25 protein-coding genes and 4 tRNA genes are annotated in these 25,358 nt (G+C 67.1%); 10 read left to right on the top strand and 19 right to left on the bottom strand.

Annotated features, from left to right (window positions below):
• Positions 1-15: 15 nt before the first annotated feature.
• The 15 genes from NA3_RS30095 to NA3_RS30025 all read right to left on the bottom strand — a co-directional run bounded on the left by NA3_RS30095 (position 16) and on the right by NA3_RS30025 (position 9,644).
• Complete coding sequence (locus NA3_RS30095; RefSeq protein ID WP_227995575.1) at positions 16-843, bottom strand: MlaE family ABC transporter permease; 828 nt, start codon at positions 841-843, stop codon at positions 16-18.
• 41 nt (positions 844-884) lie between these two features.
• Positions 885-1,679 (bottom strand): MlaE family ABC transporter permease, encoded by a 795-nt coding sequence (locus NA3_RS30090; RefSeq protein WP_062967397.1) that lies wholly within the window; start codon positions 1,677-1,679, stop codon positions 885-887.
• An 11-nt stretch (positions 1,680-1,690) separates the two neighbouring features.
• Positions 1,691-2,779, bottom strand: coding sequence for an ABC transporter ATP-binding protein (locus tag NA3_RS30085; protein WP_062967395.1), 1,089 nt, complete (start codon positions 2,777-2,779; stop codon positions 1,691-1,693).
• A gap of 237 nt (positions 2,780-3,016) precedes the next feature.
• Positions 3,017-3,403, bottom strand: a complete 387-nt coding sequence (rplL, locus tag NA3_RS30080; protein WP_062967393.1) for a 50S ribosomal protein L7/L12 — start codon at positions 3,401-3,403, stop codon at positions 3,017-3,019.
• 75 nt (positions 3,404-3,478) lie between these two features.
• A complete protein-coding gene (rplJ, locus tag NA3_RS30075) occupies positions 3,479-4,033 on the bottom strand; it encodes a 50S ribosomal protein L10 (RefSeq protein ID WP_039781107.1) in 555 nt (184 codons plus the stop codon).
• 429 nt (positions 4,034-4,462) lie between these two features.
• Positions 4,463-5,176, bottom strand: a complete 714-nt coding sequence (gene rplA / locus NA3_RS30070) for a 50S ribosomal protein L1 (RefSeq protein ID WP_062967392.1) — start codon at positions 5,174-5,176, stop codon at positions 4,463-4,465.
• 94 nt (positions 5,177-5,270) lie between these two features.
• A complete protein-coding gene (gene rplK, locus NA3_RS30065; protein WP_062967390.1) occupies positions 5,271-5,705 on the bottom strand; it encodes a 50S ribosomal protein L11 in 435 nt (144 codons plus the stop codon).
• A gap of 67 nt (positions 5,706-5,772) precedes the next feature.
• Positions 5,773-6,588, bottom strand: a complete 816-nt coding sequence (gene nusG, locus NA3_RS30060; protein ID WP_062967388.1) for a transcription termination/antitermination protein NusG — start codon at positions 6,586-6,588, stop codon at positions 5,773-5,775.
• A 140-nt stretch (positions 6,589-6,728) separates the two neighbouring features.
• Entirely contained in the window at positions 6,729-7,145 is a 417-nt protein-coding gene (secE, locus tag NA3_RS30055; protein ID WP_062967386.1) for a preprotein translocase subunit SecE, read from the bottom strand.
• 31 nt (positions 7,146-7,176) lie between these two features.
• Positions 7,177-7,249, bottom strand: a tRNA-Trp gene (locus NA3_RS30050).
• A 240-nt stretch (positions 7,250-7,489) separates the two neighbouring features.
• Positions 7,490-8,560: a fused (3R)-hydroxyacyl-ACP dehydratase subunits HadA/HadB gene (locus NA3_RS30045; protein WP_084491995.1), complete on the bottom strand. Its 1,071-nt coding sequence runs from the start codon at positions 8,558-8,560 to the stop codon at positions 7,490-7,492.
• A gap of 219 nt (positions 8,561-8,779) precedes the next feature.
• The gene (rpmG, locus tag NA3_RS30040; RefSeq protein WP_011211653.1) at positions 8,780-8,950 is read right to left on the bottom strand and encodes a 50S ribosomal protein L33; all 171 of its coding nucleotides are present in this window, start codon (positions 8,948-8,950) and stop codon (positions 8,780-8,782) included.
• Between the two features lie 46 nt (positions 8,951-8,996).
• Positions 8,997-9,069, bottom strand: a tRNA-Met gene (locus NA3_RS30035).
• 77 nt (positions 9,070-9,146) lie between these two features.
• Positions 9,147-9,219, bottom strand: a tRNA-Thr gene (locus NA3_RS30030).
• Positions 9,220-9,563: 344 nt separating this feature from the next.
• Positions 9,564-9,644 (bottom strand) — tRNA-Tyr (locus NA3_RS30025).
• 163 nt (positions 9,645-9,807) lie between these two features.
• On the opposite strand from NA3_RS30025, the gene NA3_RS30020 reads away from it, so the two are divergent.
• Positions 9,808-10,299 carry a YajQ family cyclic di-GMP-binding protein gene (locus tag NA3_RS30020; RefSeq protein ID WP_030516272.1) on the top strand — a complete coding sequence of 164 codons (492 nt, stop codon included), beginning with the start codon at positions 9,808-9,810 and terminating at the stop codon, positions 10,297-10,299.
• Here the strand turns inward: NA3_RS30020 and htpX are convergent.
• Positions 10,286-11,170: a zinc metalloprotease HtpX gene (htpX, locus tag NA3_RS30015; RefSeq protein ID WP_062967382.1), complete on the bottom strand. Its 885-nt coding sequence runs from the start codon at positions 11,168-11,170 to the stop codon at positions 10,286-10,288. The genes NA3_RS30020 and htpX overlap by 14 nt on opposite strands.
• 111 nt (positions 11,171-11,281) lie before the next feature.
• A complete protein-coding gene (locus NA3_RS30010; protein WP_062967380.1) occupies positions 11,282-12,304 on the bottom strand; it encodes a polyprenyl synthetase family protein in 1,023 nt (340 codons plus the stop codon).
• Between the two features lie 395 nt (positions 12,305-12,699).
• Between NA3_RS30010 and NA3_RS30005 the strand changes: the two genes are divergently transcribed.
• The 3 genes from NA3_RS30005 to NA3_RS29995 all read left to right on the top strand — a co-directional run bounded on the left by NA3_RS30005 (position 12,700) and on the right by NA3_RS29995 (position 14,987).
• Positions 12,700-13,983, top strand: a complete 1,284-nt coding sequence (locus NA3_RS30005; RefSeq protein WP_062967379.1) for a geranylgeranyl reductase family protein — start codon at positions 12,700-12,702, stop codon at positions 13,981-13,983.
• Positions 13,984-14,066: 83 nt separating this feature from the next.
• Positions 14,067-14,528, top strand: coding sequence for a helix-turn-helix transcriptional regulator (locus NA3_RS30000; RefSeq protein ID WP_062967377.1), 462 nt, complete (start codon positions 14,067-14,069; stop codon positions 14,526-14,528).
• Positions 14,529-14,537: 9 nt separating this feature from the next.
• Positions 14,538-14,987 carry a VOC family protein gene (locus NA3_RS29995; protein ID WP_062967375.1) on the top strand — a complete coding sequence of 150 codons (450 nt, stop codon included), beginning with the start codon at positions 14,538-14,540 and terminating at the stop codon, positions 14,985-14,987.
• A 52-nt stretch (positions 14,988-15,039) separates the two neighbouring features.
• Here NA3_RS29995 and NA3_RS29990 read toward each other — a convergent pair whose 3' ends face one another.
• The gene (locus tag NA3_RS29990; RefSeq protein WP_062967373.1) at positions 15,040-15,546 is read right to left on the bottom strand and encodes a DUF2505 domain-containing protein; all 507 of its coding nucleotides are present in this window, start codon (positions 15,544-15,546) and stop codon (positions 15,040-15,042) included.
• A 40-nt stretch (positions 15,547-15,586) separates the two neighbouring features.
• Between NA3_RS29990 and NA3_RS29985 the strand changes: the two genes are divergently transcribed.
• Both NA3_RS29985 and NA3_RS29980 read left to right on the top strand, forming a co-directional pair.
• On the top strand, positions 15,587-16,066 hold the full coding sequence (locus NA3_RS29985) for a DUF3592 domain-containing protein (RefSeq protein ID WP_084491991.1): 480 nt from the start codon (positions 15,587-15,589) through the stop codon (positions 16,064-16,066).
• Between the two features lie 74 nt (positions 16,067-16,140).
• Entirely contained in the window at positions 16,141-17,280 is a 1,140-nt protein-coding gene (locus NA3_RS29980; protein ID WP_062967371.1) for a glycosyltransferase family 4 protein, read from the top strand.
• Between the two features lie 38 nt (positions 17,281-17,318).
• On the opposite strand, the gene NA3_RS29975 is transcribed toward NA3_RS29980, so the two are convergent.
• On the bottom strand, positions 17,319-17,948 hold the full coding sequence (locus NA3_RS29975) for a TetR/AcrR family transcriptional regulator (protein ID WP_062967369.1): 630 nt from the start codon (positions 17,946-17,948) through the stop codon (positions 17,319-17,321).
• Between the two features lie 125 nt (positions 17,949-18,073).
• Between NA3_RS29975 and NA3_RS29970 the strand changes: the two genes are divergently transcribed.
• From NA3_RS29970 to NA3_RS29955, 4 genes are all read left to right on the top strand, one after another.
• Positions 18,074-19,507, top strand: a complete 1,434-nt coding sequence (locus tag NA3_RS29970; RefSeq protein WP_084491990.1) for an MFS transporter — start codon at positions 18,074-18,076, stop codon at positions 19,505-19,507.
• A gap of 2 nt (positions 19,508-19,509) precedes the next feature.
• A complete protein-coding gene (locus NA3_RS29965) occupies positions 19,510-20,202 on the top strand; it encodes an SGNH/GDSL hydrolase family protein (RefSeq protein WP_062967417.1) in 693 nt (230 codons plus the stop codon).
• 78 nt (positions 20,203-20,280) lie between these two features.
• Complete coding sequence (locus tag NA3_RS29960) at positions 20,281-20,985, top strand: demethylmenaquinone methyltransferase (protein WP_062967366.1); 705 nt, start codon at positions 20,281-20,283, stop codon at positions 20,983-20,985.
• Between the two features lie 160 nt (positions 20,986-21,145).
• Positions 21,146-25,339, top strand: a complete 4,194-nt coding sequence (locus NA3_RS29955; protein ID WP_227995576.1) for a bifunctional nitrate reductase/sulfite reductase flavoprotein subunit alpha — start codon at positions 21,146-21,148, stop codon at positions 25,337-25,339.
• The last annotated feature ends 19 nt before the right edge of the window (positions 25,340-25,358 follow it).

Genomic DNA, 25,358 nt, shown 5'->3' with positions numbered 1-25,358 from the left:
CGCGGCCTGGTCCGCTCATCCCGCGACCCGCACTGTTGTCGTCGTACCCCAGATCGCCAGGCTGAGGAAGAAGTCGAGGATGTTCACCAGCACGATCGACGCACGCACCGCGCGTCCCACGGCCACGCCCACGCCGGCCGGACCGCCGGTGGCGTTGAAGCCGTAATAGCAATGGATCAGGATGATCACGAAGGCGAACACCAGCACCTTCACGAACGAATACAGCACGTCCTCGGGTGGCAGGAACAGCCCGAAATAATGGTCGTACGATCCCGTGGATTGCCCGTTGAACCACACGCTGATCTGCCTGGACGCTACGAACGTGCCGAGCAGGCCGACGATATAGAGCGGAATCACGGCGACGAATCCCGCGATCACGCGCGTGGTCACCAGGAACGGAACACCGGGTACCGCCATCACCTCGAGCGCGTCGATTTCCTCGGAAATCCGCATCGCACCCAATTGCGCGGTGAAACCACAGCCGACCGTCGCCGACAATGCCAAGGCCGCGACCAGCGGCGCCAATTCGCGAGTATTGATGTAGCCGGTCAGGAAGCCGGTGAGCACCGAACTGCCCAGGGCGTCCAGCGCTTTGAAGCCCTGCAGGCCGACGACCACACCGACCGAGGCCGACATCATCACCACGACGCCGATGGTGCCGCCGATGACCGCGAGCGCACCGGAACCGAAGGTCACCTCGGCCAGCAGCCGCATGACCTCCTTGCGGTAATGCACGACCGTGCGCGGAATCCACGCGATCGCCTTGGAATAGAACGACATCTGATCGCCGGCGCGATCGATGACATTCACCGGCGACTTGAGCGCAGCGCCTACTCGGCGCATCCGCCTCGTAAAGATCGGAGAACGCTGTGAAACAACCATCGTCACGAACCCTTGGCCGGGACAACCTGCAGGTACACCAGTGTCAAAAGCAGATTGACGAAGAAGAGCACCAGGAAGGTGATCACCACGGATTGATTCACCGCGTCACCAACGCCTTTCGGTCCCCCCTTGGGATTCAAACCTTTGTATGCGGCGATCACGCCCGCGAGCAGTCCGAAGACGAGTGCCTTGAATTCACCGATCCAGAGGTCCGGGAGCTGCGCCAGTGCGGAGAACGACGCCAGATAGGCGCCGGGAGTTCCGCCCTGCAGCAACACATTGAAGAAATATCCACCGCAGATGCCGACGACCGAAACCAGGCCGTTGAGCAGCAGTGCCACCAGCATCATGCCGAGAACGCGCGGCACGACGAGGCGCTGCACCGGATCGATGCCGAGCACCTCCATCGCGTCGATTTCTTCGCGGATGGTGCGGGAGCCGAGGTCGGCAGCGACGGCCGAACCCGCGGCACCGGCGATGATCAGCGCGGTGACGACGGGCGCGGCCTGCTGCACCGTCGCCAGCACACTGGTTGCGCCGGTGAACGATTCAGCACCGAGCTGCTTGATAAGTGAACCGGTCTGCAATGCCACAACGGCGCCGAACGGGATTGCCACCAGTGCGGCGGGCAGGATCGAGACACTCGCGATGAACCACGACTGCTCGATGAACTCACGCCATTGGAAAGGCCTGCGCAGGGTGTTGCGTGCCACGGAAATGAGCAGCGCAAAAATATTGCCGGCCTGCGCAAATCCCGACTCGACCGGAGTGCGCAGCCGTGCCAGGGGTTGATTCACGGTTGCGTATGTTACCCGTTGGTTGTGTCGTGGCGCACGGTGGTGTCGTACGTGCCGCCCTGATATTGCGGAGCGTTACCCGTATACGCCGGAAGGACTTGTGTATCGCCGTTCTCTTCCATCGACTCGCGGATCGCCACCTGCGCGGAATGCGGCAGGGTGTGCATGATCTCGAGTACGCGGCGGCGGCGGCGTTCCACGGCCTGGCGCACGGGCATGCCGGGGGTGGCCTTCATCTGCGGGATGATGCCCTCGACGTCCTCGGTGCCGTTGTCGTAGTGGCCGGCGTCGGCGAGCGCCTGCTCGCGCGCCATCTGGGCCTCGTCCTTCTCCTCCGACATACCGATCGGGCCGACCATGCGGCCGTTGAGGAACTGCTTGACCACCGGCTCCTCCGAGGTCAGCAGGACCTCGCGCGGGCCGAACATCACCAACTGGCGGCGGAAGAGCATGCCGATGTTGTCGGGCACGCTACGGGCCAGGTTGATGTTGTGGGTGACGATCAGAATCGTCGCGTCGATCTGCGCGTTGATGTCGATCAGCAGCTGCGACAGGTAGGTCGTACGCACCGGGTCCAGTCCGGAGTCCGGCTCGTCGACGAGGATGATCTGCGGGTCCAGCACCAGCGCCCGCGCCAGGCCGGCACGCTTGCGCATACCACCGGAGATCTCACCGGGCAGCTTGCCCTCGGCGCCGAGCAGACCGGTCAGCTCGAGCTTCTCCATGACGATCTGCTTGATCTCGGATTCGCTCTTCTTGGTGTGCTCGCGCAGCGGGAAGGCCACGTTGTCGAACAGGTTCATCGAACCGAACAGCGCGCCGTCCTGGAACAGAACGCCGAACAACTTGCGGATCTCGTAGAGCTCCTTGTTGGAGCAGGTGGTGATGTCGGTGCCGTCGATGTAGATCGAGCCGCGCTCGGGGCGCAGCAGACCGATCAGCGACTTCAGAAACACCGACTTACCGGTACCCGAGGGGCCGAGCAGCGCGCTGACTTCCCCCGTGGGCAGAGTCAGAGTGACATCCTGCCAAATCCGCTGGGACCCGAAAGATTTCGTAACACCTTCGGTCCTGACCTCGACGCCCACGCCGACCTCCATATTTCTTCTGACGAGCGCCCACGGCCGCGTCACCGTATTTCAGCGCGGTGTGACGCGTCACACTGGGGTGCGGCCACTGTATCGCATGCCGCTGGTGCAGGACACCCTACCTGACTGGTCGGTAGAAATGTCGGCGGTAATGAGCTGGTCGCGGCGGTTCACAACATTCACCACGAAATATGTGAAAAGGGCGGCCCCGCAACGGGACCGCCCTTTTTCCGGACTCGATTACCGCAATTACTTGACGGAAACCTTCGCGCCGGCCTCTTCCAGCTTGGCCTTGGCGGCCTCGGCGGCGTCCTTGGCGACCTTCTCCAGGATCGGCTTCGGGGCACCCTCGACCAGGTCCTTGGCTTCCTTCAGGCCCAGGCCGGAGACGATCTCACGCACGACCTTGATGACCTGGATCTTCTTGTCGCCGGCACCCTCGAGGATGACGTCGAACTCGTCCTGCTCCTCGGCGGCCTCGGCGCCACCGGCGGCAGCGCCACCGGCGACAGCGGCAACCGCGACCGGAGCGGCGGCGGTGACCTCGAACTTCTCCTCGAACTTCTTGACGAAGTCCGAGAGCTCCAGCAGGGTCATGTTGCCGATGGTCTCGAGCAGCTCGTCCACGTTGGCCATGGTGTTTCCTTTCGGTAGTTCATCCCCGCATCGGCGGGGAGAGAAGAGTTGGTTTGTCGACTTGTTCGCGTCGGCTTATTCGGCGTCGGCGGCGGGAGCCGCCTCGGCACCGCCCGCGGCGCGCTGCTTGTCCTCGAGCGCGGCGAACAGGCGAGCCACCTGGCCGGCCGGCGCGGCGAACAGGCCGGCCGCCTTGGTCAGGTTGCCCTTCATGGCGCCGGCCAGCTTGGCCAGCAGCACCTCGCGCGACTCCAGGTCGGCGATGCGCTCGACCTCGGAGACCGACAGCGCGGCGCCGTCCATGTAGCCACCCTTGATGACCAGCGCCTTGTTGTCCTTGGCGAAGGTCTTGAGGGCCTTGGCGGCGTCGACCGGCTCACCGGTGATGAAGGTGATCGCGGTCGGACCGACGAACAAGTCATCCAGGCCTTCGACGCCCGCCTCGGCGGCCGCACGCTTGACCAGGGTGTTCTTGGCGACGGAGTAGGTGGCATTGCTGCCCAGCGCACGACGCAGCTGGGTGAGGTTGCCGACCGACAGACCACGGTATTCCGTGATCACAGTGGCCGTAGCGCTCTTGAACTGCTCGGTGATCTCCGCGACCGCGGTGACCTTCTCTGGTTTCGCCATACTTCGCCTCCTCTCTGGATGGTCGGTTCTGCGATGAACTACCGACTCACGGAGGCTGGGCCCGGGGAGGCTACGTCGACCCGGCGACAAAGCAAACGCCCCGGACGCAGAGTGGTCCCGGGGCGCACAAGAAACTCGACATGAACACACGGCTCACATGTCGTCCCTCACCTCGGCTCTCCCTGCGTGGGCCGCCGGCAATATCGCCGGACCTTCGACTGCCTGACGGCAGCAACCAACGGTCTTCGGTAGAACGATTGGGGGTGATCGCCGAACTGGTCAGCGACCGCAGTACAGAATAGCGGATGAGCAGCTGAAACCCAAAATCGGCCGTCTTTCTCGGCCACTGCTCCCCCGCGATTCCCGGAATACCGAAGGGCCGGTGGGGAAATCCCTACCGGCCCTTCGGATTCGAAAGCTACCTACGCCTTACGCGTCCTCTTCGGTGAGGTTGCGGGTGCGGTTCGGGTCCACCGGGATGCCCGGTCCGGTGTTCGTCGAAATCGTCACCTTCTTGACGTAGCGACCCTTGGCGGTCGACGGCTTCACACGCAGGATCTCCTCCAGTGCGGCGCCGTAGTTCTCGACCAGCTTCTTCTCGTCGAAGGAGGCCTTGCCGATCACGAAGTGCAGGTTGGCCTGCTTGTCGACGCGGAAGTTGATCTTGCCGCCCTTGATGTCGTTGACGGCCTTGGTCACATCGGTGGTGACCGTGCCCGTCTTCGGGTTCGGCATCAGGCCGCGGGGGCCCAGCACACGCGCGATGCGGCCGACCTTGGCCATCTGGTCCGGGGTGGCGATCGCGGCGTCGAAGTCCAGCCAGCCGCCCTGGATGCGCTCGATCAGATCCTCGGCGCCCACGGCGTCGGCACCGGCGGCCTCGGCCTCGGCGGCCTTCTCGCCGGCCGCGAACACGATGACACGCGCGGTCTTACCGGTGCCGTGCGGCAGGTTGACGGTGCCGCGGACCATCTGGTCGGCCTTGCGGGGGTCGACGCCCAGACGGACGGCGACCTCGACGGTCGCGTCGGTCTTCGTGGTCGCGGTCTCCTTCGCCAGCCGGGTGGCCGACAGCGGAGAGTAGAGCTGGGAGCGGTCGACCTTGGCGGCCGCCTCGAGATAAGCCTTGCTTCGTTTTGCCATGATTCTCTGTCCTGTTCGTAAGTCAGAAGTGGTTGTCGGGACTGGCCGTCCCTCCCACGCACATCCCGCCGGTCACCGGCGGAGACGGGGACCGTCAGTCGGCGACGGTGATACCCATCGAGCGAGCGGTACCCGCGATGATCTTGGCCGCCTGATCGATGTCGTTGGCGTTCAGATCTTCCTGCTTGGTCTTGGCGATCTCACGGATCTGATCCATGGTGACCGTGGCGACCTTGTTGCGGTGCGGCTCGGCGGAGCCCTTCTGCACACCGGCGGCCTTCAGCAGCAGCTTGGCGGCGGGCGGAGTCTTCAGCTTGAAGTCGAACGAGCGGTCCTCGTAGACCGTGATCTCGACCGGGATGACGTTGCCACGCTGCGACTCGGTCGCGGCGTTGTACGCCTTGCAGAACTCCATGATGTTGACGCCGTGCTGACCCAGCGCGGGGCCGACCGGCGGGGCCGGGTTGGCCGCACCAGCCTGGATCTGGAGCTTGATGAGCCCGGCGACCTTCTTCTTCTTGGGGGGCATCTTTCTTTCCTTGGTTTAGGTTCCTTACGGACTTCCGTAAGCCTGTCCCGGGACGAACCCGGAAGTCTTAGATCTTCGCGACCTGCGTAAAGGCGAGTTCGACCGGGGTCTCGCGACCGAAGATCGACACCAGCACCTTCAGCTTCTGCTGTTCGGCGTTGACCTCGGAGATGCTGGCCGGCAGCGTCGCGAACGGACCGTCCATGACGGTGACCGACTCGCCGACCTCGAAGTCGACCTCGATGGCCGGCTTGGTCGCGGCCTCGGTGACGGTCTCCGACGTGGACGCGGCGGCACCCGCCGCGGCGGCGGCCGGCTTCTTCTGCTGCTGCTCGGCCGGGACCAGGAACTTCACCACGTCGTTGATCGTCAGCGGCGACGGACGGGAGGTGGCGCCGACGAATCCGGTGACGCCCGGAGTGTTGCGGACCGCGCCCCACGATTCGTCGTTGAGATCCATCCGGACCAGGATGTAGCCGGGCAGCACCTTGCGCTGCACGTTCTTGCGCTGGCCGTTCTTGATCTCGGTGACCTGCTCGGTCGGCACCTCGACCTGGAAGATGTAGTCCTCGAGGCCCAGGTTCTGCACGCGGGTCTCGAGGTTGGTCTTCACCTTGTTCTCGTACCCGGCGTAGGAGTGGATGACGTACCAGTCACCGGGGGCGCGGCGCAGCGCGGCCTTCATCTCGGCGACGGGGTCGGCGGGCTCTTCCGGTGCCGCGGGCTCCGCGGGTGCGTCGGTATCGGTGTCGGTGGTGTCGCCCTCGACTTCGCCGGAGGACGCCTCGGTACCGTCCGAGACGGTCGCCTCGTCGACGGCCGTCTCCGCCGCCTCGTCGTCGACCGGGAACTCGTCGGTTGTGCCGTTCTCCGGGGTGCTCACTGGGCACTCGCTTCCTGTGTCGTCACGTACATCCACTACGCCGGAGGTGAATCCGGCGGATGGTTTCCGTCCTCGCGTGGCGGACGGCTAGCAGCGCCCATGGGTCGCTCCGCAGGCTCCGCTCCTGACGCACCGGTCAGCTAGCCGAACAGCCAGTTGACACCCTTGATGAACGCCAGGTCCAACCCGCTGATGTACGCGACCATGAAGATCACGAACACCAGGACAACGCTCGTATAGGTGACCATCTGCTTGCGGTTGGGCCAGATCACCTTGCGCAGTTCCGCGATGACTTCCCGCAGGAACTTCACCAGACGCTTGAAGGGATTGCCCCGACCGCGTTCGGCGGTCTTCTTCTTCCCCGCCGACTTGGACGCCTTGCGCGATGCCGAATCCGACCTGTCGCCACGGTCGATCGTGGCGACGGAGCCGGTGTCCGAGGAGGATCCCGCGCGAGCCCGGCGAGCCGACCGCTTACCACTCGGCCGGCTGACCGCAGCGGTGTCTTCGTCATCGGCGGCATGCGCGCCGTGGCGAATGTCCCGCTCGTCGCTCACGTGAACCCTCTCTCGTCGCTGGCATCCAGTGCAGGGGCGACAGGACTTGAACCTGCAACCTGCGGTTTTGGAGACCGCTGCTCTGCCAATTGAGCTACGCCCCTTCGGCTGGAATCGCAATGTCATCCAGCACGGTGCTTATTCAGTTGTGCCAACCCGGGGCCACACAACACGCGCGCCGCTCCGCCGGTGTGCCGGCCCCGGCGGTCACCCGCCCGGAACCAGCCCCTCAGAGCAGCGCGCAGTGGCTGGCGACCCCAGAAATCCGAGTGTACGTTACCGCCCCGGCGGATAGCCAATCGGGCCGTCCGCCACCGCGAAGCGGCTTGCCGGCCCGCCGACCATCATGCCAGCTGCACCGTCGCGGTCGCACGTCCGAAGATCTTCCGGCCGCCGGATTTGGCGACGATCGCGATCACGGCGGTGCGGTTCTCCGGGTCCACCGACTTCACCTTGCCGGTGTACTCGACCTCGGCCGGATGGTCGCCGGGCACGTAGACCGGGCTGGTGAAACGCACGTTGTATTCCTTCACCGCACCCGGATCACCGAGCCAGGAGGTGACGAATCCGCCGCCCAGGCCCATGGTCAGCATGCCGTGCGCGACCACGTTGTCCAGGCCGGCGAGCGCGACGACCTCGTCGCTCCAGTGGATCGGGTTCGCGTCACCGGAGACGCCGGCGTAGTTCACCAGATCGCCGCGGGTGAGCCGGACCACGCGGGCCGGCAGTTCGTCGCCGACGGCCACGCTGTCGAACGAGCGCGTGTACCTGCTGACCGTGACCTCGGGAACCGTGGTCACCGGCACCGGGGGCGCCGTGATGGGCGGCTCGGCGGTCGGACGGTCGGGTGCCTCGCCCATGCCGTGCATGAGGATGTTGCGGACCGCGTCGGCGATATTGGGATCGACGTCACCGCCGCTGCGGCCGACCAGGGTGGTGTAGGTGGTGAGCACCAGCTCGTCGTTCTGCGCCGTGACGATGTTCTTGGTGACGATGATGTCGCCGCCGAAGGCCTGCCGGAACGAGTGCAGGTAGACGTCGCAGGTGAGCTGGTCGCCGACCCGGATCGGCCGGTGGAATTCCAGGATCTGGTCGGTCTGCATGATCTGGCTCAGGTCGTAACCCGTGACGACCTGCTCGAACAGCTTGCGCTGGGCCAGGATGCCGACCAGGGAGATGAACGTCACCGGTGCGAGCAGCCCGTCGTGGCCGTAGTCGCGGGCGACATTCTCGTCCCAGTGCACGGGGTGGTAGTCCTGCACCGCGCGTGCGTACTCGCGCACCTTCTCGCGGCCGACCTCGTAGTAGTCGTCGACGCGGTAGTGGTGACCGACCATGGCGGCGGCGTGGGCCGACGGGTCGAACGGCTCACTGTCGGCGTTCTGCGCGGCCACGGCATCGGTTCCGGTGTTTATTGTCACGGAGAGTAGGTCCCTATCTGACTCCGCTACCGGGAGTCTGCGGAGCGTGAAACTACCGCAAGTACAGCAAATGCCGGAGCGGGTCGGGAAACCTGCTCCGGCATGGAGTGCTGCATGGGTCGGCGCGGTCCATGAATATCCGGGAAGGTCATCGACAGACCTCCCTGAATCCGGACGCCGACTTCGCGCGCGGCAGCGTGCACGCGATGAGATCTAGCGAGATTCGCGGTGCGCCCGGTGGGTGCCGCAGTTCGGGCAGAACTTCTTCAGCTCCAGACGATCCGGGTCGTTGCGCCGGTTCTTCTTGGTGATGTAGTTGCGATGCTTGCACTGCTCGCAGGCCAAGGTGATCTTTGGCCGGACATCGGTGGACTTCGCGGCCACGATTATGCCTTCTTTCCGGTCAACCTAGAGGGTCAATCAGTATGGGTAGCGATGGCCGGACTCGAACCGGCGACACAACGATTATGAGTCGTTTGCTCTACCGCCTGAGCTACACCGCCATATGCGCGGCAATGCGGGCGGAACCACGTTCGGCTCTGTGTGGAGTGCCGAGTCGGTCACCACCGGCAATCCGGCGAGCCCCCTAACGGAATCGAACCGTTGACCTTTTCCTTACCATGGAAACGCTCTGCCGACTGAGCTAAGGGGGCATGGCGACATTCGCTCCGAACTCGAATCCTCGAACCCGGGGCGCTGAAGCCTTGAACGAGGTTACACACTCCTCCGCGAAGTTACCAAACCAGCTGGTCAGGGCCGTTGGCCTCCGCTCCGCTCCGGCGAGGTTTCGGCCCCCTGGGCCGAAACCCACCAGGGTGAACCATCTCGTCGAGTTTGCCCGAATGGGGCTGGATAACCGACGCCGAAAACGCCACCGGCTGGAAGGGGGGTCCGGGGGGCGAAGCCCCTCCGGCGCGGGGGTGTGGGGGCCGGGCCCCCACAAATCACCCTCGAACAAGAAGAGGGCCCTCCCCGATTAGAGAGGGCCCTGAGAGGGTGGCGGATGAAGGATTCGAACCTCCGAAGCTTGCGCGGCTGATTTACAGTCAGCTCCCTTTGGCCACTCGGGCAATCCGCCTTTCGCACTGTTGCCAGCGCGCAGAGCAGAATACAACGACCAGGGCGCCCCGATGCAAACCGGCTGGCCAGCGGGGGTGCCGTGACCGCCGCGGGGCGGCCGGGGTAGAAAGTTCCCTACCGGAGTTCCGGGTGAAATGTGAGCCGTCAGACAGGAGCGCAGCGTGGCCGATTCGTCATTCGATGTCGTCAGCAAGGTCGACCGGCAGGAGGTCGACAACGCCCTCAACCAGGCGGCCAAGGAGCTCAACACCCGCTACGACTTCCGCGGCACGGGTGCGAGCATCGAGTGGTCGGGTGAAGAGAAGATCGTGCTGTCGGCCGAATCCGAGGAACGGGTGAAGGCGGCGCTGGAGGTGTTCAAGGAGAAGCTGATTCGCCGCGACATCTCGCTGAAGGCCTTCGACGCGGGCGAACCGGCGGCCTCCGGCAAGACCTACAAGATCACCGGCACCCTGGTTCAGGGCATCTCCCCGGAGAACGCGAAGAAGATCGCCAAGAAGATCCGCGACGAGGGTCCCAAGGGCGTGAAGGCGCAGATCCAGGGCGACGAACTGCGGGTCAGCGGGAAGAAGCGCGACGATCTGCAGGCCGTCATCGCCCTGCTGAAGGGTGCGGATCTCGACGTGGCCCTGCAGTTCGTCAACTACCGCTAGTACCTGCGGGCCCGCCGGCCATGTGCTCGAGGCGCTGGATGCGCTCGCCCATGGGCGGGTGGGTGGAGAACCAGCGCGCCATCTTGTCGCCGGCCCGGAAGGGATTGGCGATCATCAAGTGTGACTGCGCGGTCAGCTGCGGCTCGGGCGGCAGCGGCGCGGCCTGGGTGCCGCGTTCGAGTTTGCGCAACGCCGAGGCCAGGGCCAGCGGGTCGCCGGTGAGTTCGGCGCCGTCCTGATCGGCCTGGTATTCGCGGGAGCGGGAGACGGCGAGCTTGATCAGGGTGGCGGCGATCGGGCCGAGCAGCGAGACCAGCAGCACGCCGAGGATGTTCGGGCCTTCACCGTCGCGGCTGCCGCCGAACATGCCCGCGAAGAAGGCCAGGTTGGCCAGGCCGGAGATGACCGCGGCCAGGGCGCCGGCCACCGAGGAGATCAGGATGTCGCGGTTGTAGACGTGCGACAGTTCGTGGCCGAGCACCGCGCGCAGTTCCCGTTCGTCGAGGATCTGCAGGATGCCGCTGGTACAACACACCGCCGCGTGGCGCGGATTGCGACCGGTGGCGAACGCGTTGGGGGCGTTCGTCGGGCTGATGTACAGCCGCGGCATGGGCTGGCGCGCGGTGGTGGCCAGCTCGCGCACGATCTTGTACATCACGGGCGCTTCGAGTTCGGATACCGGCTGCGCGTGCATGGCCCGCAGGGCCAGCTTGTCGCTGCTGAAGTAGGCGTAGGCGTTCATGCCCACGGCCAGCAGGATGGCGATGATCAGAATCGTGGGGTTGCGGAACATCGCACCTGCGAACACGATCAGTGCCGACAGGCCCACCATGAGCCCGAAGGTCTTCAAACCGTTCGCGTAACCATGCATGTCGGATCAACGATCGGCGGCGAACTCGGGTTCCGGCACTCCGCGCTGCGATATCGATCACACCAGGGAAAACCGGCTGTTCCCGCGCGCCGCCGGTGCCGCGGGGTGGGCTCAGCCGACCCGCTCGATGGTGTATCGGACCAGGCGTTCCAGCGCGTCGTTGGCCGGGCCCTGCGGCAGGGCCGAGAGTTCGGCGTGGGCGATATCGGCGTAACCCTGCAGCTTCTGCTTGGCCAGGACCATGCCGCGCGAGCGTGAGAGCAGATCCAGCGCCTCGGCGACCTCGTCGTCGGATTCCAGCGGCCGGGCCAGCAGCGTGCGCAGCCGGTCGCCCTCGGTGCCCTCGTCGCGCAGCGCGTACAGCACCGGCAGGGTGTGCACGCCCTCGCGCAGGTCGGTGCCGGGCGTCTTACCGGACTGCTCGGAGACCGAGGAGATGTCGATGATGTCGTCGGAGATCTGGAAGGCGGTGCCGACCGCGTCGCCCAGGCGGGCCAGCCGTTCGACATCGTCGAGGCTCGCACCGGAGAAGGTGCCGCCGAAGCGCCCCGACGCGGCGATCAGCGATCCGGTCTTCTCCCACACCACCCGCAGATAGTGTTCGACCGGATCCTGAGATTTCTTGGCGCCCAAGGTTTCCCGCATCTGGCCGGTGACCAGTTCGGCGAAGGTCTCGGCGATGATGCGCACCGCGTCCGGGCCGAGGGTGGACACCAGGCGGGACGCGTGCGCGAACAGGTAGTCGCCGGAGAGGATGGCGATGCTGTTGCCCCATCGGGAGTTCACGCTGGGGGCGCCGCGGCGCATGGACGCCTCGTCCATCACGTCGTCGTGATAGAGCGTGGCCAGATGCACCAGTTCCACGACGGTGCCGGCGGTGATCAGGTCGGGGTCGGTCGGGCGCGGGCCGAGCTGTCCGGTGAGGATGGTGAACAGCGGCCGGAACCGTTTACCGCCGGCGCGCGCCAGGTGCAGCGCGGCTTCCAGCAGGAAGTCCTCCCCGTCGGAGAGCTCGCTGACCAGCAGCTTCTCCACCTCGTCGAGCCCGTTGCGCACGGTCGCCGCGAGCTCGGGATCGCCGAGATCGACCCCGGCAACCACGGTGCTTTCATCGCTCACAGCCGATGCACTCATGTCTTCTCCCAATGCCGCGTCCGTCCCCACACCGAAGAACCTAGCGTGTTGCCCCGCCAGCTCCCATGAACACCTCTGTGTGATTGGCCTCCGCTTCGCTCTGCCTTTGGCCTCCGCTTCGCTCCGGCGGGGTTTCGGCCCCCTGGGCCTCGATTTTTCACTCCTCCGCTCAGTCGCTGCGCTCCCTCGCTCCGTCGCTCCAAAATCGAGGCGGGCCGAAACCATGTCGGAGCACCATCCCGGGAGTGCATACCCAGAAGTGGGCACCGGCTACCTGGTTCGCCCGAATCTCTTCAGCGCTCATCCGGGTGGTGGCTCGCGGTCACCTACCGAACCGCTCGGAACACAACCCGCCCGAGCGAAGCGGGAGCTGCACCTCTGCCACTATTGGGCTTATGGGTTCAGCTCAGGACGGCGGGTCGACGGCACCGGAACGTGAGAGCGGCACAGTCTTGCCCGAGCACGTCGAGGTGCTGGTGGTGGGCGCGGGGCCGGCCGGTTCCGCGGCGGCGGCTTGGGCGGCGCGGGCGGGGCGCGAGGTGTTGCTCACCGACGCCGCGGTATTTCCCCGGGACAAGACCTGCGGCGACGGATTGACGCCGCGCGCCACCGCGGAACTGGAGGCGCTCGGGCTCGGGGAATGGCTGCGCGCCCATACCGTCAACCGGGGCCTGCGGATGGCGGGCTTCGGCCGGGAGGCACTGCTGCCCTGGCCGGGCGGATCCTTCCCCACCTACGGAAGTGCTGTTCCCCGAACCGAACTCGACGACACACTGCGCGAGACCGCGGTCAAGTGGGGTGCGCGCATGGTGGACGGGGTGCGGGTGGTCGCGGTGGCGCGTGCGGACGATCGGGTCACCGGTGTCACCGTGCAGACCGAAGCGGGCTCGCGCGACATTCGCTGCGACATCCTCATCGTCGCCGACGGGGTGCGTTCGCCGGTCGGAAAGTTGCTGGGCCGCATCTGGCATCGCCGCTTCGCCTACGGCGTGGCCGCCCGCGCCTACATCCGCTCCGCGCGCAGCGACGACGAATGGATCACCTCGCATCTGGAATTGCGCGATGCCGAGGGCGCTCTGGTGCCCGGCTACGGCTGGGTGTTCCCGCTGGGCAACGGTGAGGTCAACATCGGCGTGGGCTCACTGGCCACCGAACGCCGGCCTTCGCACATCTCCTTGAAACCGCTTCTCCAGCATTATGTTTCGTTGCGCCGGCAGGAATGGCAGTTCGAGGGTGAGGCGCGGGCGGTCGCCTCGGCGCTGCTGCCGATGGGCGGGGCGGTCTCGAATATCGCGGGCCGCAACTGGGTGCTGGTGGGCGATGCCGCCGGATGTGTGAACCCGCTCAACGGCGAGGGCATCGATTACGGGCTCGAGGGCGGACATCTGCTGTCCGGACTGCTCGGCGAACCGGATCTGACCACGGTGTGGCCGGATCTGCTGCGCGCCCGCTACGGGCGCACGTTCTCGGTGGCCCGCCGGATCGCGGCGCTGGCCACCCATCCGCGGATGGTGCCGACCGGCGGACCGCCGGTGATGCGCTCGGCGCTGCTGCAGCGCACGGCCGTGCGGGTGATGGGCAACCTCGTCGACGAGGAGGATGCCGACCTCACCGCCAGGGCTTGGCGGGCGGCGGGCCGGGCCTCGCTGCGGTTCGACGATCCGGCCCCGTTCAGCTAGCGATGCGCGGCGCCGACGGCCAGTCAGGAGGCAGCGGGGACAGTCGCGGCGGGGCACGTCCGCGTCGCGATCGAACGCCGTCGGTGCCGGAGGACCTGCTTCCCCATCTGCGCCGGGCGCGGGATCTGGTCGATCGCGAATACGCCCGCCCGCTCGACGTGGACGAGCTGGCCGCGACCGCGGGGGTTTCGAAATATCATTTCCTGCGCTGTTTCGCCGCCACTTACGGCCGAACTCCCGCGCTCTACCTGGCCGAGCGGCGCATCGAACGCGCGCAGGATCTGTTGCGCGCCACCAACATCACGGTGACCGAGGCGTGCATGCTGGTCGGATATACGAGCCTGGGGTCGTTCAGCCGCAAATTCACCGAACTGGTGGGGATGACGCCCTCGGCCTATCAGGCGAAATTCGCGGCGAACGGAGTCCCGCGCATTCCGGGGTGTTACGTCTTCATGCACGGCCTCTCCGATCGCAAACCGCCGGAGCCGGCGCCCGATCCCGGTGGCGCAATTTCGGAGAAGCCGGCGGGCGCCGAAGGCTCATAGCCTGAACTCATGACGACGATCACCAACGTATCGCTGGTCACGGTGTATGTGACCGATCAGTCCGCCGCCAAGCAGTGGTACATCGACAAACTGGGTTTCGTGGAAACCGCCGATATCTCCATGGGCGACAACGGTTTCCGCTGGGTCACCGTGGCCCAGCCGGATCACCCCGAACTCGAGGTGACGCTGATGGTGCCGGGGCCACCGCTCGACGAGACGATGGCCGAGGCGATCCGCCGCTCCCTCGGCAACGGCACCATGGGCGCGCTGGGGCTGCGCACCGAGGACTGCCAGAAGGCCTACGAGGAGCTCGCCGCCAAGGGGGTCGAATTCGTGCAGCCGCCCGCGGAGCGCCCGTACGGCGTGGAAGCGGTGATGCGCGACAACTCCGGCAATTGGCTCGTCCTGGTCGAACAGCGTGAATTCGACGGTGGCGCATTCGGTCCGGGGGCGCAGTAGCTCCGGCGTGCGACGGGTGCGAGCCTGCGCCGCTCGCACCCACCGCTGTCCGCTATGCCCCGGATTCGGCGGCGAAGTACTTCTCGACGAACTTGCGCTCGCTGTTCACCACCCGGTGCTGCAACTGTTCGGCGAGCGGCTCGATGGCCCCGCCGACCAGCGGAACCTTCACCTTCACACTGCCGCTGACCTCGAGTTCGGAGCCGGTGCCCGCGGCCCGCAGCAGGTAGGTGCCCGTCATCTCGGAGGAGATGCCCGAGGAGGTCGCCGAGAAGGTGCCCGCGGCCGAATTCCCCTCCAGCGGCCCCCAGTCGTCGGTGCGTTCGAGCACCAGTTCGGCCTTGAGCACCTTGCGGACGATGGCCGGGATCTTGTCCTGGCGCGCCGTCTCGGTCATGCGCAGATGGATGGTGCCGGGCCCGTTCGGGTGGGCCAGTTCGATGGTCGCGGTCTCGGCGCCCTCGAAGCGGGCCTGCCAGAATTCGTCGCTGGTGAGCGCCCGGTGCAATTCCTCGACCGGGACGGTGTATGACACGGTGAAGCGGAAGTTTCGGGACATGAGCGCACACGCTATCGGAACGATGCAATAGCCTGTTGCGGTGTCGGAAACCACCGAGTCTGCTGCGCGCGAGCACCGAGCCGAGGCCGGTTCGCCTCGGCTGCGCCGGACCCGGATCACCCTCGCGGTGATCGCCACCGCGGTGAGCGTGCTGGCCGTCCTGCTGGTGCTGGCGGCCTGGCGCGACGATATGTTGATCAGCTCCGACAAGGGCGTGACCAGCGCGGAAGTGTTGTCGGCGGGCCGGCTGCGGTCCGCGGTCACCTATGTGACGCCCGACGGTGTGACGCACAATCCGAAGGTCGGGGTGCTGTATCCCACCAGACTCACCGCCGGCGAGCGGATCAATGTCGAATACAGCCGCAGCGATCCGGAATTGGTCCGGGTCGCCGGGCGCGACGCCCGGGTCGCGATCATTCCGGCGCTGTCGGTGATCGTGGTGGTGTGGGTGGTGGCGCTGCCGGTGCTGTGGGTGGTGCGCCGTTTCGAGCGCCGCCGTTCGGTGGGCACCTCCGGCTAGCTGTTCGCCCGAACTTCGCACATCCGTCACATGGGTGTGGTGTCCTGGCGTGCCGCACATCGCACACTGCAGGGGTGCGTGTAGCGATCGTCTCCGAATCGTTTCTGCCGAATATGAACGGTGTCGTGAACTCCGTGCTGCAGGTCCTGTCCCACCTGGACCGCCACGGACACGATGCGCTCGTCATCGCCCCCGACACTCCCCGTGGCCAGGCCGCGGCGCCACGCTCGCACGGCCGCTTCCCGGTGATCCGGGTGCCGGCGGTCATGGTGCCGCGAGTCAGCTCGCTGCCGGTCGGCCTGCCGCAACCGCTGCTGACCTCGGCAATCGAGGACTTCGATGCCGATGTGGTGCATCTGGCCTCGCCGTTTCTGCTCGGCGCGGGCGGTGCGGCGGCCGCATTGCGCCTGGACCTGCCGGCCGTGGCGGTGTATCAGACCGATGTCGCCGGGTTCGCGGCCAGCTACGGGCTGGGCGCGGCGCAGCGTGCGGCATGGGCCTGGACACGGCGCATCCACAATCGCGCGGCGCGCACCCTGGCGCCCTCCTCGGCGGCGATGGACGACCTCGAGCGGCACGGCATCGCACGGGTGCATCGCTGGGCCCGTGGCGTGGACGCCGTGCGGTTCACGCCCGGCGCGCGCGACGCCGGCCTGCACGCGCGGTGGGCGGACGGCGACCGGCTGGTGGTCGGATTCGTCGGCCGGCTGGCGCCGGAGAAGCATGTCGAACGTCTGGCCGCACTGGCCGACGATCCCGGCATCCGGCTGGTCGTGGTCGGCGACGGACCGGAGCGGGCGCGTCTGCAACGCCTGCTGCCGACGGCCGTCTTCACCGGCGAACTCGGCGGTGAAGACCTTGCCCGGGCCTATGCGAGCCTGGACCTGATGGTCCACCCGGGCGAGCACGAAACCTTCTGCCAGGGCGTGCAGGAGGCGCTGGCCTGCGGTACTCCCGTGATCGGCCCCGATGCCGGCGGTCCGCGCGATCTGATCGCCCACTGCCGCAACGGATATCTGCTGCCCGTCGACCGGTTCGCCGAACTTCTGCCGAGTGCGGTTGCGGCGCTGCGTGATCCGGCCCTTCGAGCCCGATTCGCCGGCGCCGCACGCAAATCGGTGCTGCATCGCACCTGGCCCGCGATCTGCACCGAGCTGATGGGGCACTATCACGAGGTGATCGGCGGTCGGGAAGCCTTGCATCGCAGCGCCTGAAAACCGCGCTGTCGCAGGCGATCCGAGGCGGCCGCGGTTCAGGCAGCCTTACCGAGCAGACGGTCGACGACCTGCCGGGCCATGCCCACGGCGGCGTCGTCGCCGAGGCGCAGCGCCACGTTGACGGCGTTCAGCACCGCGGCGACCTCGAAGCCCGCCACCTCGGGATCCACATCGGCGATCTCGCCGGCGGCAACGGCTCGCCGGAATTGCGCTGTCAGGAGGGCGACCCAGGCACGCTGCTGCTCTCGTAACGCATCGCGGACGGGTCCCGGCCGGCTGTCGAAGATCGGCAGATTCGCGCCCAGAAAGCATCCGCCGGGAAACATCGGGCGCTGGACGTAGTCGATCCACTCGTCGACGAGGGCGCGAAGCCGCGCGACGCCCGCCGGGGCGTCGCGGGCCGGCCGGACGACGGTGTCCACGAACAGTTCCCGCGCCGCCTCCACGGTCGCGAGTTGCAGCTTCTCCTTGGTCCGGAACAGCGTCTGAATTCCGGCCTTGCTGACGCCGAGATCCTCGGCCAGGCGCCCGAAACTCAGTCCGTCGAGTCCGTCCACCGACGCGATCTCGATCGAGCGGCGGGTCACCGCCTGGCGCGACCGCGCGCCGCGACGTAGCCGCTGATCAGCACTTTCCGCTACCGCCTGCCGCTCGGGGACGTCCATACGGTCGATCGTATGTCACTGGGACACGAGGAATCGACTATTGCAGTAAACATACGGTCGACCGTATTCTTTCGCTCACATCGGCGCGCGACGGCACCGCCGGTGGCGACGAGAAGGGATGCCTGATGGATGGCGTAACAGCCGAACAGTCCGTGACCGCGGACGAACCCACGCCGGTGCGGCCGGTCCGGGACCGTTCGACAGCGATCGTGTGGATCCTGTGCTCGGCCGCGTTCGTGGCGATGCTCGACGTCTTCGTGGTCAACGTGGCCTTCACGAAGATCGGCGAGTCCTACCGGGGATCGTCGCCGGCCGATGTGAGCTGGGTGCTCAACGGCTATGCGATCGTCTATGCGGCCCTGTTGATTCCGGCCGGCCGATTCTCCGATCGGTTCGGCCGCAAGGCCGGATTCCTCGCCGGCCTCGGCCTTTTCACCGCGGCGAGCGTGGCCTGTGCCGCGGCTCCGGCGCTGTGGGCTCTGGTGGCATTCCGGCTGCTGCAGGCGGTGGGCGCCGCGGCCCTGACGCCGGCCGGCCTGGGGTTGCTGCTCACGGTGCTGCCGCCGGAGCGGGTGCCGGGCGCGGTGAAGATCTGGGCGACGACGAGTTCGTTCGCCGCGGCCTGCGGCCCCGTGGTCGGCGGCGCGCTGGTCGAGATCTCCTGGCGCTGGGTCTTTCTGATCAATCTGCCGGTGGGTGTGGTGACCGGGCTCGCCGCCGTATGGCTGATACCGAATACGGCGCAGCGAACCTCCGCTCGCGTGCCCGATCTGCTCGGGGTGGTGGTGCTGATCATGGCGATCGGCGCGCTCTCGCTGGCGCTGGTCGAAAGCGATGCGTGGACCGGCGCCGCGACGTGGGCGGCAGCGGCCGTGGCGGTGCTCGGCGTGGCCGTGTTCGTGCTGCGGATGCGCCGGCATCCGGATCCGGTAGTGCCGCCGGACCTGTTCCGGGTGCCGACGTTCGCCTGGGCCAACGCGACCGTGCTGGCCTTCTGCACGGCATTCGGAGCGTGGTTTCTGAGCATCACGCTGTGGCTCGAGAACGCCGCCCACTTCGGCACGATCGAAACCGGGCTCGCCATCGTCCCCGGCCCGATCATGGTGCCGGTCTTCGCCGCCGTCAGCCAGCGACTGATCCGGCGGATACCGGCGGGAGTCGTTGTGGCCCTGGGCAATGCGCTGTTCGCGGCCGGCGTCCTGCTCGTGCTGACCACGGCAGCCACACCGGTGCGGTACGCCACCGCGGTGCTGCCGGGGTGGGTGATCTCCGGCATCGGCATCGGTCTCGCGCTGCCCACGATGATCGCCTCCGCCGCCGTCGATCTGCCGCCGGACCGGTCGGCCACCGGCAGCGCCGTGGTGAACACCGCCCGCCAACTCGGCTACGTGCTCGGCGTCGCCGTGCTGATCGCGCTCCTGGGATCGCTGGACACCACCGACCGGATGGTGACCGCGTTCCGGCACGGCTGGGTGTTCATCGCGGTCGTAGCCGTTCTCGGCGCGGCAACGGCATTCGGTATCACGCCCCGTACCCGTCGATCGAACCGAAGCGAGTGATCATGCCGAATCCCGCGACCCCCGCAGCGGCCACGGCCGAAGAATCCGATCCGCTCTGCCTGTCCGAGACAACCGCTGCCGCATTGCTGTTCGACGTGCCGTGGCGACGATTCGCCGTGGCCGGCGACAGCTTGTCGGCCGGCGTCGGCGACCCCACGCCGGGCTACCGGAACGCGGGCTGGTCCGAGCGGCTGGTGAGAGTGCTGCGACGCGTGCGCCCGGACCTGCGCTATCTCTGCACGGCGAAGATCGGGGCCACCACGGCGCAGACCTCGGCCCACCAACTCGACCGCATCGTAGGGTTCCGTCCGGACCTGCTGCATCTGCCCTGCGGCCCGAACGACATCACGCGGCGCGATCCCGACTTCGACGAGATCGACACGACGATGCGGCGCATGTACGACGTCGCGGCGGGCACCGGCGCCCTGCTGACGACGTTCACCCTCGGAAGCGCCTATGTCGTACCCGCGTTTCCCGACTGGGACGAGCGAATTCGCACCATGAACGACATCACGCGCCGAATCGCCGCCGATTACGGGGCGGTCGTCGTCGACATGTGGGAGCACCCCGTCAACGCTCGTGACACTCTGCTCAGCGCGGATCGGATCCACTTCTCGACCTCCGGACAGGCGGTGCTGGCGACCGAGATGGTCAAGCAACTGGCCTACACACTGTCGAGCCGGACGAGCGAATAGCGCAGGCGCCCAATCCTCCCCGCGAGCGCGGACCGGCCCGCGTCCCTGCCCCGCGCGCCGGGCGCTAGGGTCACTTCCGTGGCGAAGACAGAGTCGTTTCGGGCCTCGTTGGACAAGCAACCGCATGAGGTCGCATCCATGTTCGACGGGGTCGCGAAGCGGTACGACCTGACCAATACGGTGCTCACCGGCGGACAGGACCGCTATTGGCGCTGGGCCACCCGCCGGGCGCTGGCCCTGCGTCCCGGGGAGCGGGTGCTGGATCTGGCGGCCGGAACCGGCGTCTCCACCGCCGAATTCGCGAAGTCGGGCGCTTGGTGCCTGGCCCTGGACTTCTCCAAGGGCATGTTGGAGGCGGGGCGATTCCGCCGGGTGCCGATGGTGAACGGCGACGCCACCGCCCTGCCGTTCGCCGACGACTCCTTCGACGCGGTCGCCATCTCCTACGGCCTGCGCAACGTCTCCGAACCGGACACGGCCCTGCGCGAAATGCTGCGCGTGACCAAACCCGGCGGACGCCTCGTCGTGGCGGAGTTCTCCACCCCGGTCTTCGGGCCGTTCCGCACGATCTACATGGAATATCTGATGAAGGTGCTGCCGAAGGTCGCCGAGGCGGTCAGCAGCAATCCGGACGCCTACGTCTACCTGGCCGAATCGATCCGGGCCTGGCCCAATCAACGGCAGCTGGCGATGCGGATCGCCGATGCCGGCTGGTCGTCGGTGAAATGGCGCAACCTGACCGGCGGCATCGTCGCACTGCATCGCGGTTACAAACTGGGGTGAAGTAGCTCACCGCACGCCGGGTATCGACCGCGGAAACGGCGTCCGACCGGGCCTGAACCGGAAATCTCACCGTGCAGACGCCCAAGTGGTGAGTATTTTGGTCATCTGCCGATAACGTTCGGTAAATCCGTCGCAACGGCGGCTCGCCATCATCGGGGATGTGTCGACCGCCGAGAACTCCACGAGCACCGTCCGGACCGCGTGCTCCTACTGCGGCGTGGGCTGCGGCATCACGGTGCAGACCGCACGCGACGCGGCCGGCGCACCCGTCATCGCGAAGGTGAGCGGCGACAAACTGCATCCGGTCAACACCGGACGGCTGTGTACCAAAGGCGCCACTCACCTCGAATTGATGCGGGCGCCCGGGCGGATGACGACCGCCCTGCACCGGCCCCAGCGCGGACGAGAACCGGTCGAACTGGCCGTCGAGGACGCCGTGCGGCAGGCGGCGCAGCGGTTGCGCGCGATCGTCGACGAACACGGTCCCGATGCCGTCGCGCTCTATGTCTCCGGGCAGATGTCGCTGGAAGCGCAGTATCTGGCGAACAAACTGGCCAAGGGCTCTCTGCGCACGATCAATATCGAATCCAATTCACGGCTGTGCATGGCCGGCGCGGGCACCGGATACAAACAATCGCTGGGCGCCGACGGCCCGCCGGGTTCCTACGACGACCTCGACCGCGCCGATCTGTTCTTCGTGATCGGCTCGAATATGGCCGATTGTCATCCGATTCTGTTCCTGCGCATGGCCGATCGGCTCAAGGCCGGGGCCAAACTGATCGTGGTGGATCCGCGGCGCACCGACACCGCCGCCCGGGCCGATCTTTTCCTGCAGATCAGGCCCGGCACCGATCTGGCGCTGCTGAACGGATTGCTGCACCTGCTGGTCGGCAACGGCGATATCGACGCCGAATTCATCGCCGCCCACACCGAGGGCTGGGAGGCGATGCCACAATTCCTCGCCGACTATCCACCGGACCGCGTCGCCGAGATCACCGGGCTGGCCGAGGACGATATTCGCACCGCCGCCGCGTGGATCGGCGCGGCCGGTGAATGGATGACGCTGTGGACGATGGGTCTCAATCAGTCCACCCACGGCACGTGGAACACCAATGCCGTCTGCAATCTGCATCTGGCCACCGGCGCCATCTGTCGGCCCGGCAGCGGGCCGTTCTCGCTGACCGGGCAGCCGAATGCCATGGGCGGACGGGAAATGGGCTATATGGGTCCCGGTCTGCCCGGGCAGCGCAGCGCCCTGGTGGAGGCCGACCGCCGCTTCGTGGAAACCGCCTGGCAGTTGCCGCCCGGCACCATTCGCGCCGAATCCGGGCGGGGCACGATCGAGATGTTCCGGGAACTGGCAGAGGGCCGGATCAAGGCCTGCTGGATCATCTGCAGTAATCCGGTGGCCTCGGTGGCGAATCGCAAAACCGTCATCGCCGGTCTCGAGGCCGCGGAACTGGTGATCACCCAGGACGCCTATCTCGACACCGCGACCAATGCCTACGCCGATCTGCTGCTGCCGGCGGCGCTGTGGGCCGAAGCCGACGGCGTGATGGTCAATTCCGAACGCACTGTCACCCTTCTGCGGCATTCGGTGGATCCGCTCGGCGCGGCGCTGCCGGATTGGGAATGGATCGCGCGGATCGCGACGGCGATGGGCTTCGGCGGATTCGATTACCGTTCCAGCGCCGATATTTTCGACGAGATCCGTGGCTTCGCGAATCCGTCGACCGGATACGACCTGAGCGGAATGAGTTACACCGCGTTGCGTGAGGGCCCGATGCAGTGGCCCTGCGCCGATTCCACGCAGCGCCGCAATCCGATTCGCTATCGCACCGGTGATGCGGGTGCGCCGGTCTTTCCCACCGCGAGCGGCCGGGCCGTGTTCTGGCCCCGGCCACATATGGCGGCCGCCGAAATGCCCGACGACGACTATCCCTTCGTCTTGAATACCGGTCGCGTCCAACATCAATGGCACACGATGACCAAAACCGGCCGGGTCGCGAAGTTGAACAAACTGAATCCGGAGCCGTTCATCGACGTGCATCCCGACGACGCGCGCACGCTGGACGCGCGCCCCGGCGACCAGATCGAAATCGCTTCTCGCCGTGGCCGAGCCGTGCTGCCGGTGCGGATCACCGACCGGGTGCGACCGGGTGCGTGTTTCGCACCGTTCCACTGGAACGACGAGCAGGGCGAATATCTGACCATCAACGCGGTGACCAACGACGCCGTGGATCCGGATTCGCTGCAACCGGAATTCAAGGTGTGCGCGGTGACGCTACGACGCGTCGGCCCCGCGCGGGACACCCGCGACGGCATCGACGAGGACGCATCGCATCCACTCGCCGCCATGCTGGGACTCGATTCCGCGCCCGCGCCGATGCTCAGCGAGGCGGAGCGGATCTACCTGGGCGGGTATCTGGCCGCGCTGCAATCGCTTCCGGTGCAGGGCCAGCCCGTACTCCCGGAGTCGGCGCCGATGTCCGACCGCAGCCGCTGGTGGATCGACGGGCTGCTGGCGGGGATGTACTCGCGGGCCGCGGACTCCCCGCCCGGCGCCACCGGGGCAGCGCCCTCGGCGGCGACGCCGGCCGGCCCACAGCGACGGCCGGTGACCGTGCTGTGGGCTTCCCAGACCGGTACCGCCGAGGAATTGGCCGCGGCGGTGGCGGCGGCGCTCGCCGAACACGGGCACGCACCCCGGCTGCTCGAGATGAACGCGTGCGAACTGCCCGAACTGACCGGTGACGTCTTGCTCGTCACCAGCACCTTCGGCGACGGCGGCCCACCGGACAATGCCGCCGACTTCTGGGACCGCCTGCAGGACAGCGACATTCGGTTCAACGGTCTGCGGTACGGCATCTTCGCCCTCGGTGACTCCTCCTACGACGATTTCTGCGGCTACGGCCGCAAGGTGGATCGGCTGCTGTCCGAACGGGGCGGTGTCCGGTTGCTGGATCGCGTCGACAGTGAACCGGACCACGAGGATGTGTCGGCCGAGTGGATCGCCGCGGTTCTCGCCGCCCTGGGCGACGGTCCTGGGGATGCGCCCACCGGCGACACCGGCGCCGGCGGTAGCAGCGTGGCCGGCACGCCCCGTGGTGGCGAGGGTGGGGAGACGTCCGTCGAAGCCGGTCGGGCCGGCGCGCCCGCGGGGCTCGGAGTGCGGGTACTCGACCGCGTCGAGACCCGCCCCGCTGCCCCCGCCCGCACCACCCGCTCGGTCCCCGCGCCGTTCACCCGCAACGCCCCGGTCCTGGCCCCGATGGTGCGCAACGAACTGCTGTCGCGGGCCGGATCCGGTAAAGAGGTGCGGCAGTTCGGATTCGACCTGAGCGGTCTGGACGCCGGCTACGAGGTCGGCGACAGCCTGGGCGTCTGGCCCTCGAACAGTCCTGTCGCCGTGCGCAATTGGCTGGCGGCGACGGGGCTCGACGGCGCCCGGCCGGTCGAGATCGACGGGCGCGAGGTGCCGCTGGAATCGGCACTGCGCACGCATTTCGACATCACCAAGATCAGTGGCGATCTGCTGTCCTTCATCGCCGCCCGCAACCCCTATCAGCAGTTGGCGAAGCTGTTGCGCCGCGACAACCGCAATGAACTGGACCGCTATCTGTGGGACCGCCATGCCGTCGACGTCCTGCGCGACTTTCCCGTGCGGGCCGATCTGGTGGAGTGGCTCTCGGTGCTGAAAAAGCTGCAACCGCGGCAGTATTCGATCTCGTCGAGCCCACTGGTGAGTCCGCGCGAGGTGCAGCTCACCGTCGGCGTGGTGCGCTACGGCGCGGCCGACGACCCGCGCGGCGGGGTCTGCTCCACCTTTCTCGCCGACCGTGACGAGACCGGCGGCGTACCCGTATTCCTGCAGCGCGCACCGCATTTCCGGCCGCCGCTGGATCCGAACGCGCCGATGATCATGGTCGGCCCCGGCACCGGCATCGCGCCGTTCCGCGGCTTCCTGCACGAACGCCGCGCGCTGGGCTGCCGCGGGCGCAACTGGTTGTTCTTCGGCGATCAGCACGCCCGGGACCACTTCTACTACCGCACCGAACTCGAGGACATGTTCCGCTCGGGCTTCCTCACCCGCCTCGATCTGGCCTTCTCGCGGGACCAGCGCGAGCGGATCTACGTGCAGCACCGCATGATCGAACACGGCGCCGAGCTGTGGGCGTGGCTGCGCGACGGCGCCCACCTGTACGTCTGCGGGGACGCCGCGCGCATGGCCCGCGACGTCGACGACGCCCTGCTGAAGATCGCCCGCATCCACGGCAACCTCGACGAGGACGCGGCGCTGGCGTTCAAGAAGCAGCTGACCGCGGAGAAGCGGTACGTGCGCGATGTGTACTGAGCCGCTCGCTACGCGGCTG

The sequence above is a fragment of the Nocardia africana NBRC 100379 genome, assembly GCF_001612635.1.
Lineage (GTDB): Bacteria > Actinomycetota > Actinomycetes > Mycobacteriales > Mycobacteriaceae > Nocardia > Nocardia africana.
Note: the sequence above shows the minus strand (reverse complement) of the source record. Positions and strands in the feature narration are given on the sequence as shown.

What these genes read in the sequence shown, in the direction of transcription:
- NA3_RS29995 (WP_062967375.1), top strand. Translation starts at nt 14,538, where the DNA reads ATGACGACGATCACCAACGTATCGCTGGTCACGGTGTATGTGACCGAT.
- NA3_RS30085 (WP_062967395.1), bottom strand. Translation starts at nt 2,779, where the DNA reads ATGGAGGTCGGCGTGGGCGTCGAGGTCAGGACCGAAGGTGTTACGAAA.
- NA3_RS30010 (WP_062967380.1), bottom strand. Translation starts at nt 12,304, where the DNA reads ATGAGTGCATCGGCTGTGAGCGATGAAAGCACCGTGGTTGCCGGGGTC.
- NA3_RS29990 (WP_062967373.1), bottom strand. Translation starts at nt 15,546, where the DNA reads ATGTCCCGAAACTTCCGCTTCACCGTGTCATACACCGTCCCGGTCGAG.
- rplJ (WP_039781107.1), bottom strand. Translation starts at nt 4,033, where the DNA reads ATGGCGAAACCAGAGAAGGTCACCGCGGTCGCGGAGATCACCGAGCAG.
- rplA (WP_062967392.1), bottom strand. Translation starts at nt 5,176, where the DNA reads ATGGCAAAACGAAGCAAGGCTTATCTCGAGGCGGCCGCCAAGGTCGAC.
- NA3_RS29965 (WP_062967417.1), top strand. Translation starts at nt 19,510, where the DNA reads ATGCCGAATCCCGCGACCCCCGCAGCGGCCACGGCCGAAGAATCCGAT.
- htpX (WP_062967382.1), bottom strand. Translation starts at nt 11,170, where the DNA reads ATGCATGGTTACGCGAACGGTTTGAAGACCTTCGGGCTCATGGTGGGC.
- NA3_RS30005 (WP_062967379.1), top strand. Translation starts at nt 12,700, where the DNA reads ATGGGTTCAGCTCAGGACGGCGGGTCGACGGCACCGGAACGTGAGAGC.
- NA3_RS29970 (WP_084491990.1), top strand. Translation starts at nt 18,074, where the DNA reads ATGGATGGCGTAACAGCCGAACAGTCCGTGACCGCGGACGAACCCACG.
- NA3_RS30095 (WP_227995575.1), bottom strand. Translation starts at nt 843, where the DNA reads ATGCGCCGAGTAGGCGCTGCGCTCAAGTCGCCGGTGAATGTCATCGAT.
- rplL (WP_062967393.1), bottom strand. Translation starts at nt 3,403, where the DNA reads ATGGCCAACGTGGACGAGCTGCTCGAGACCATCGGCAACATGACCCTG.
- rplK (WP_062967390.1), bottom strand. Translation starts at nt 5,705, where the DNA reads ATGCCCCCCAAGAAGAAGAAGGTCGCCGGGCTCATCAAGCTCCAGATC.
- NA3_RS29975 (WP_062967369.1), bottom strand. Translation starts at nt 17,948, where the DNA reads ATGGACGTCCCCGAGCGGCAGGCGGTAGCGGAAAGTGCTGATCAGCGG.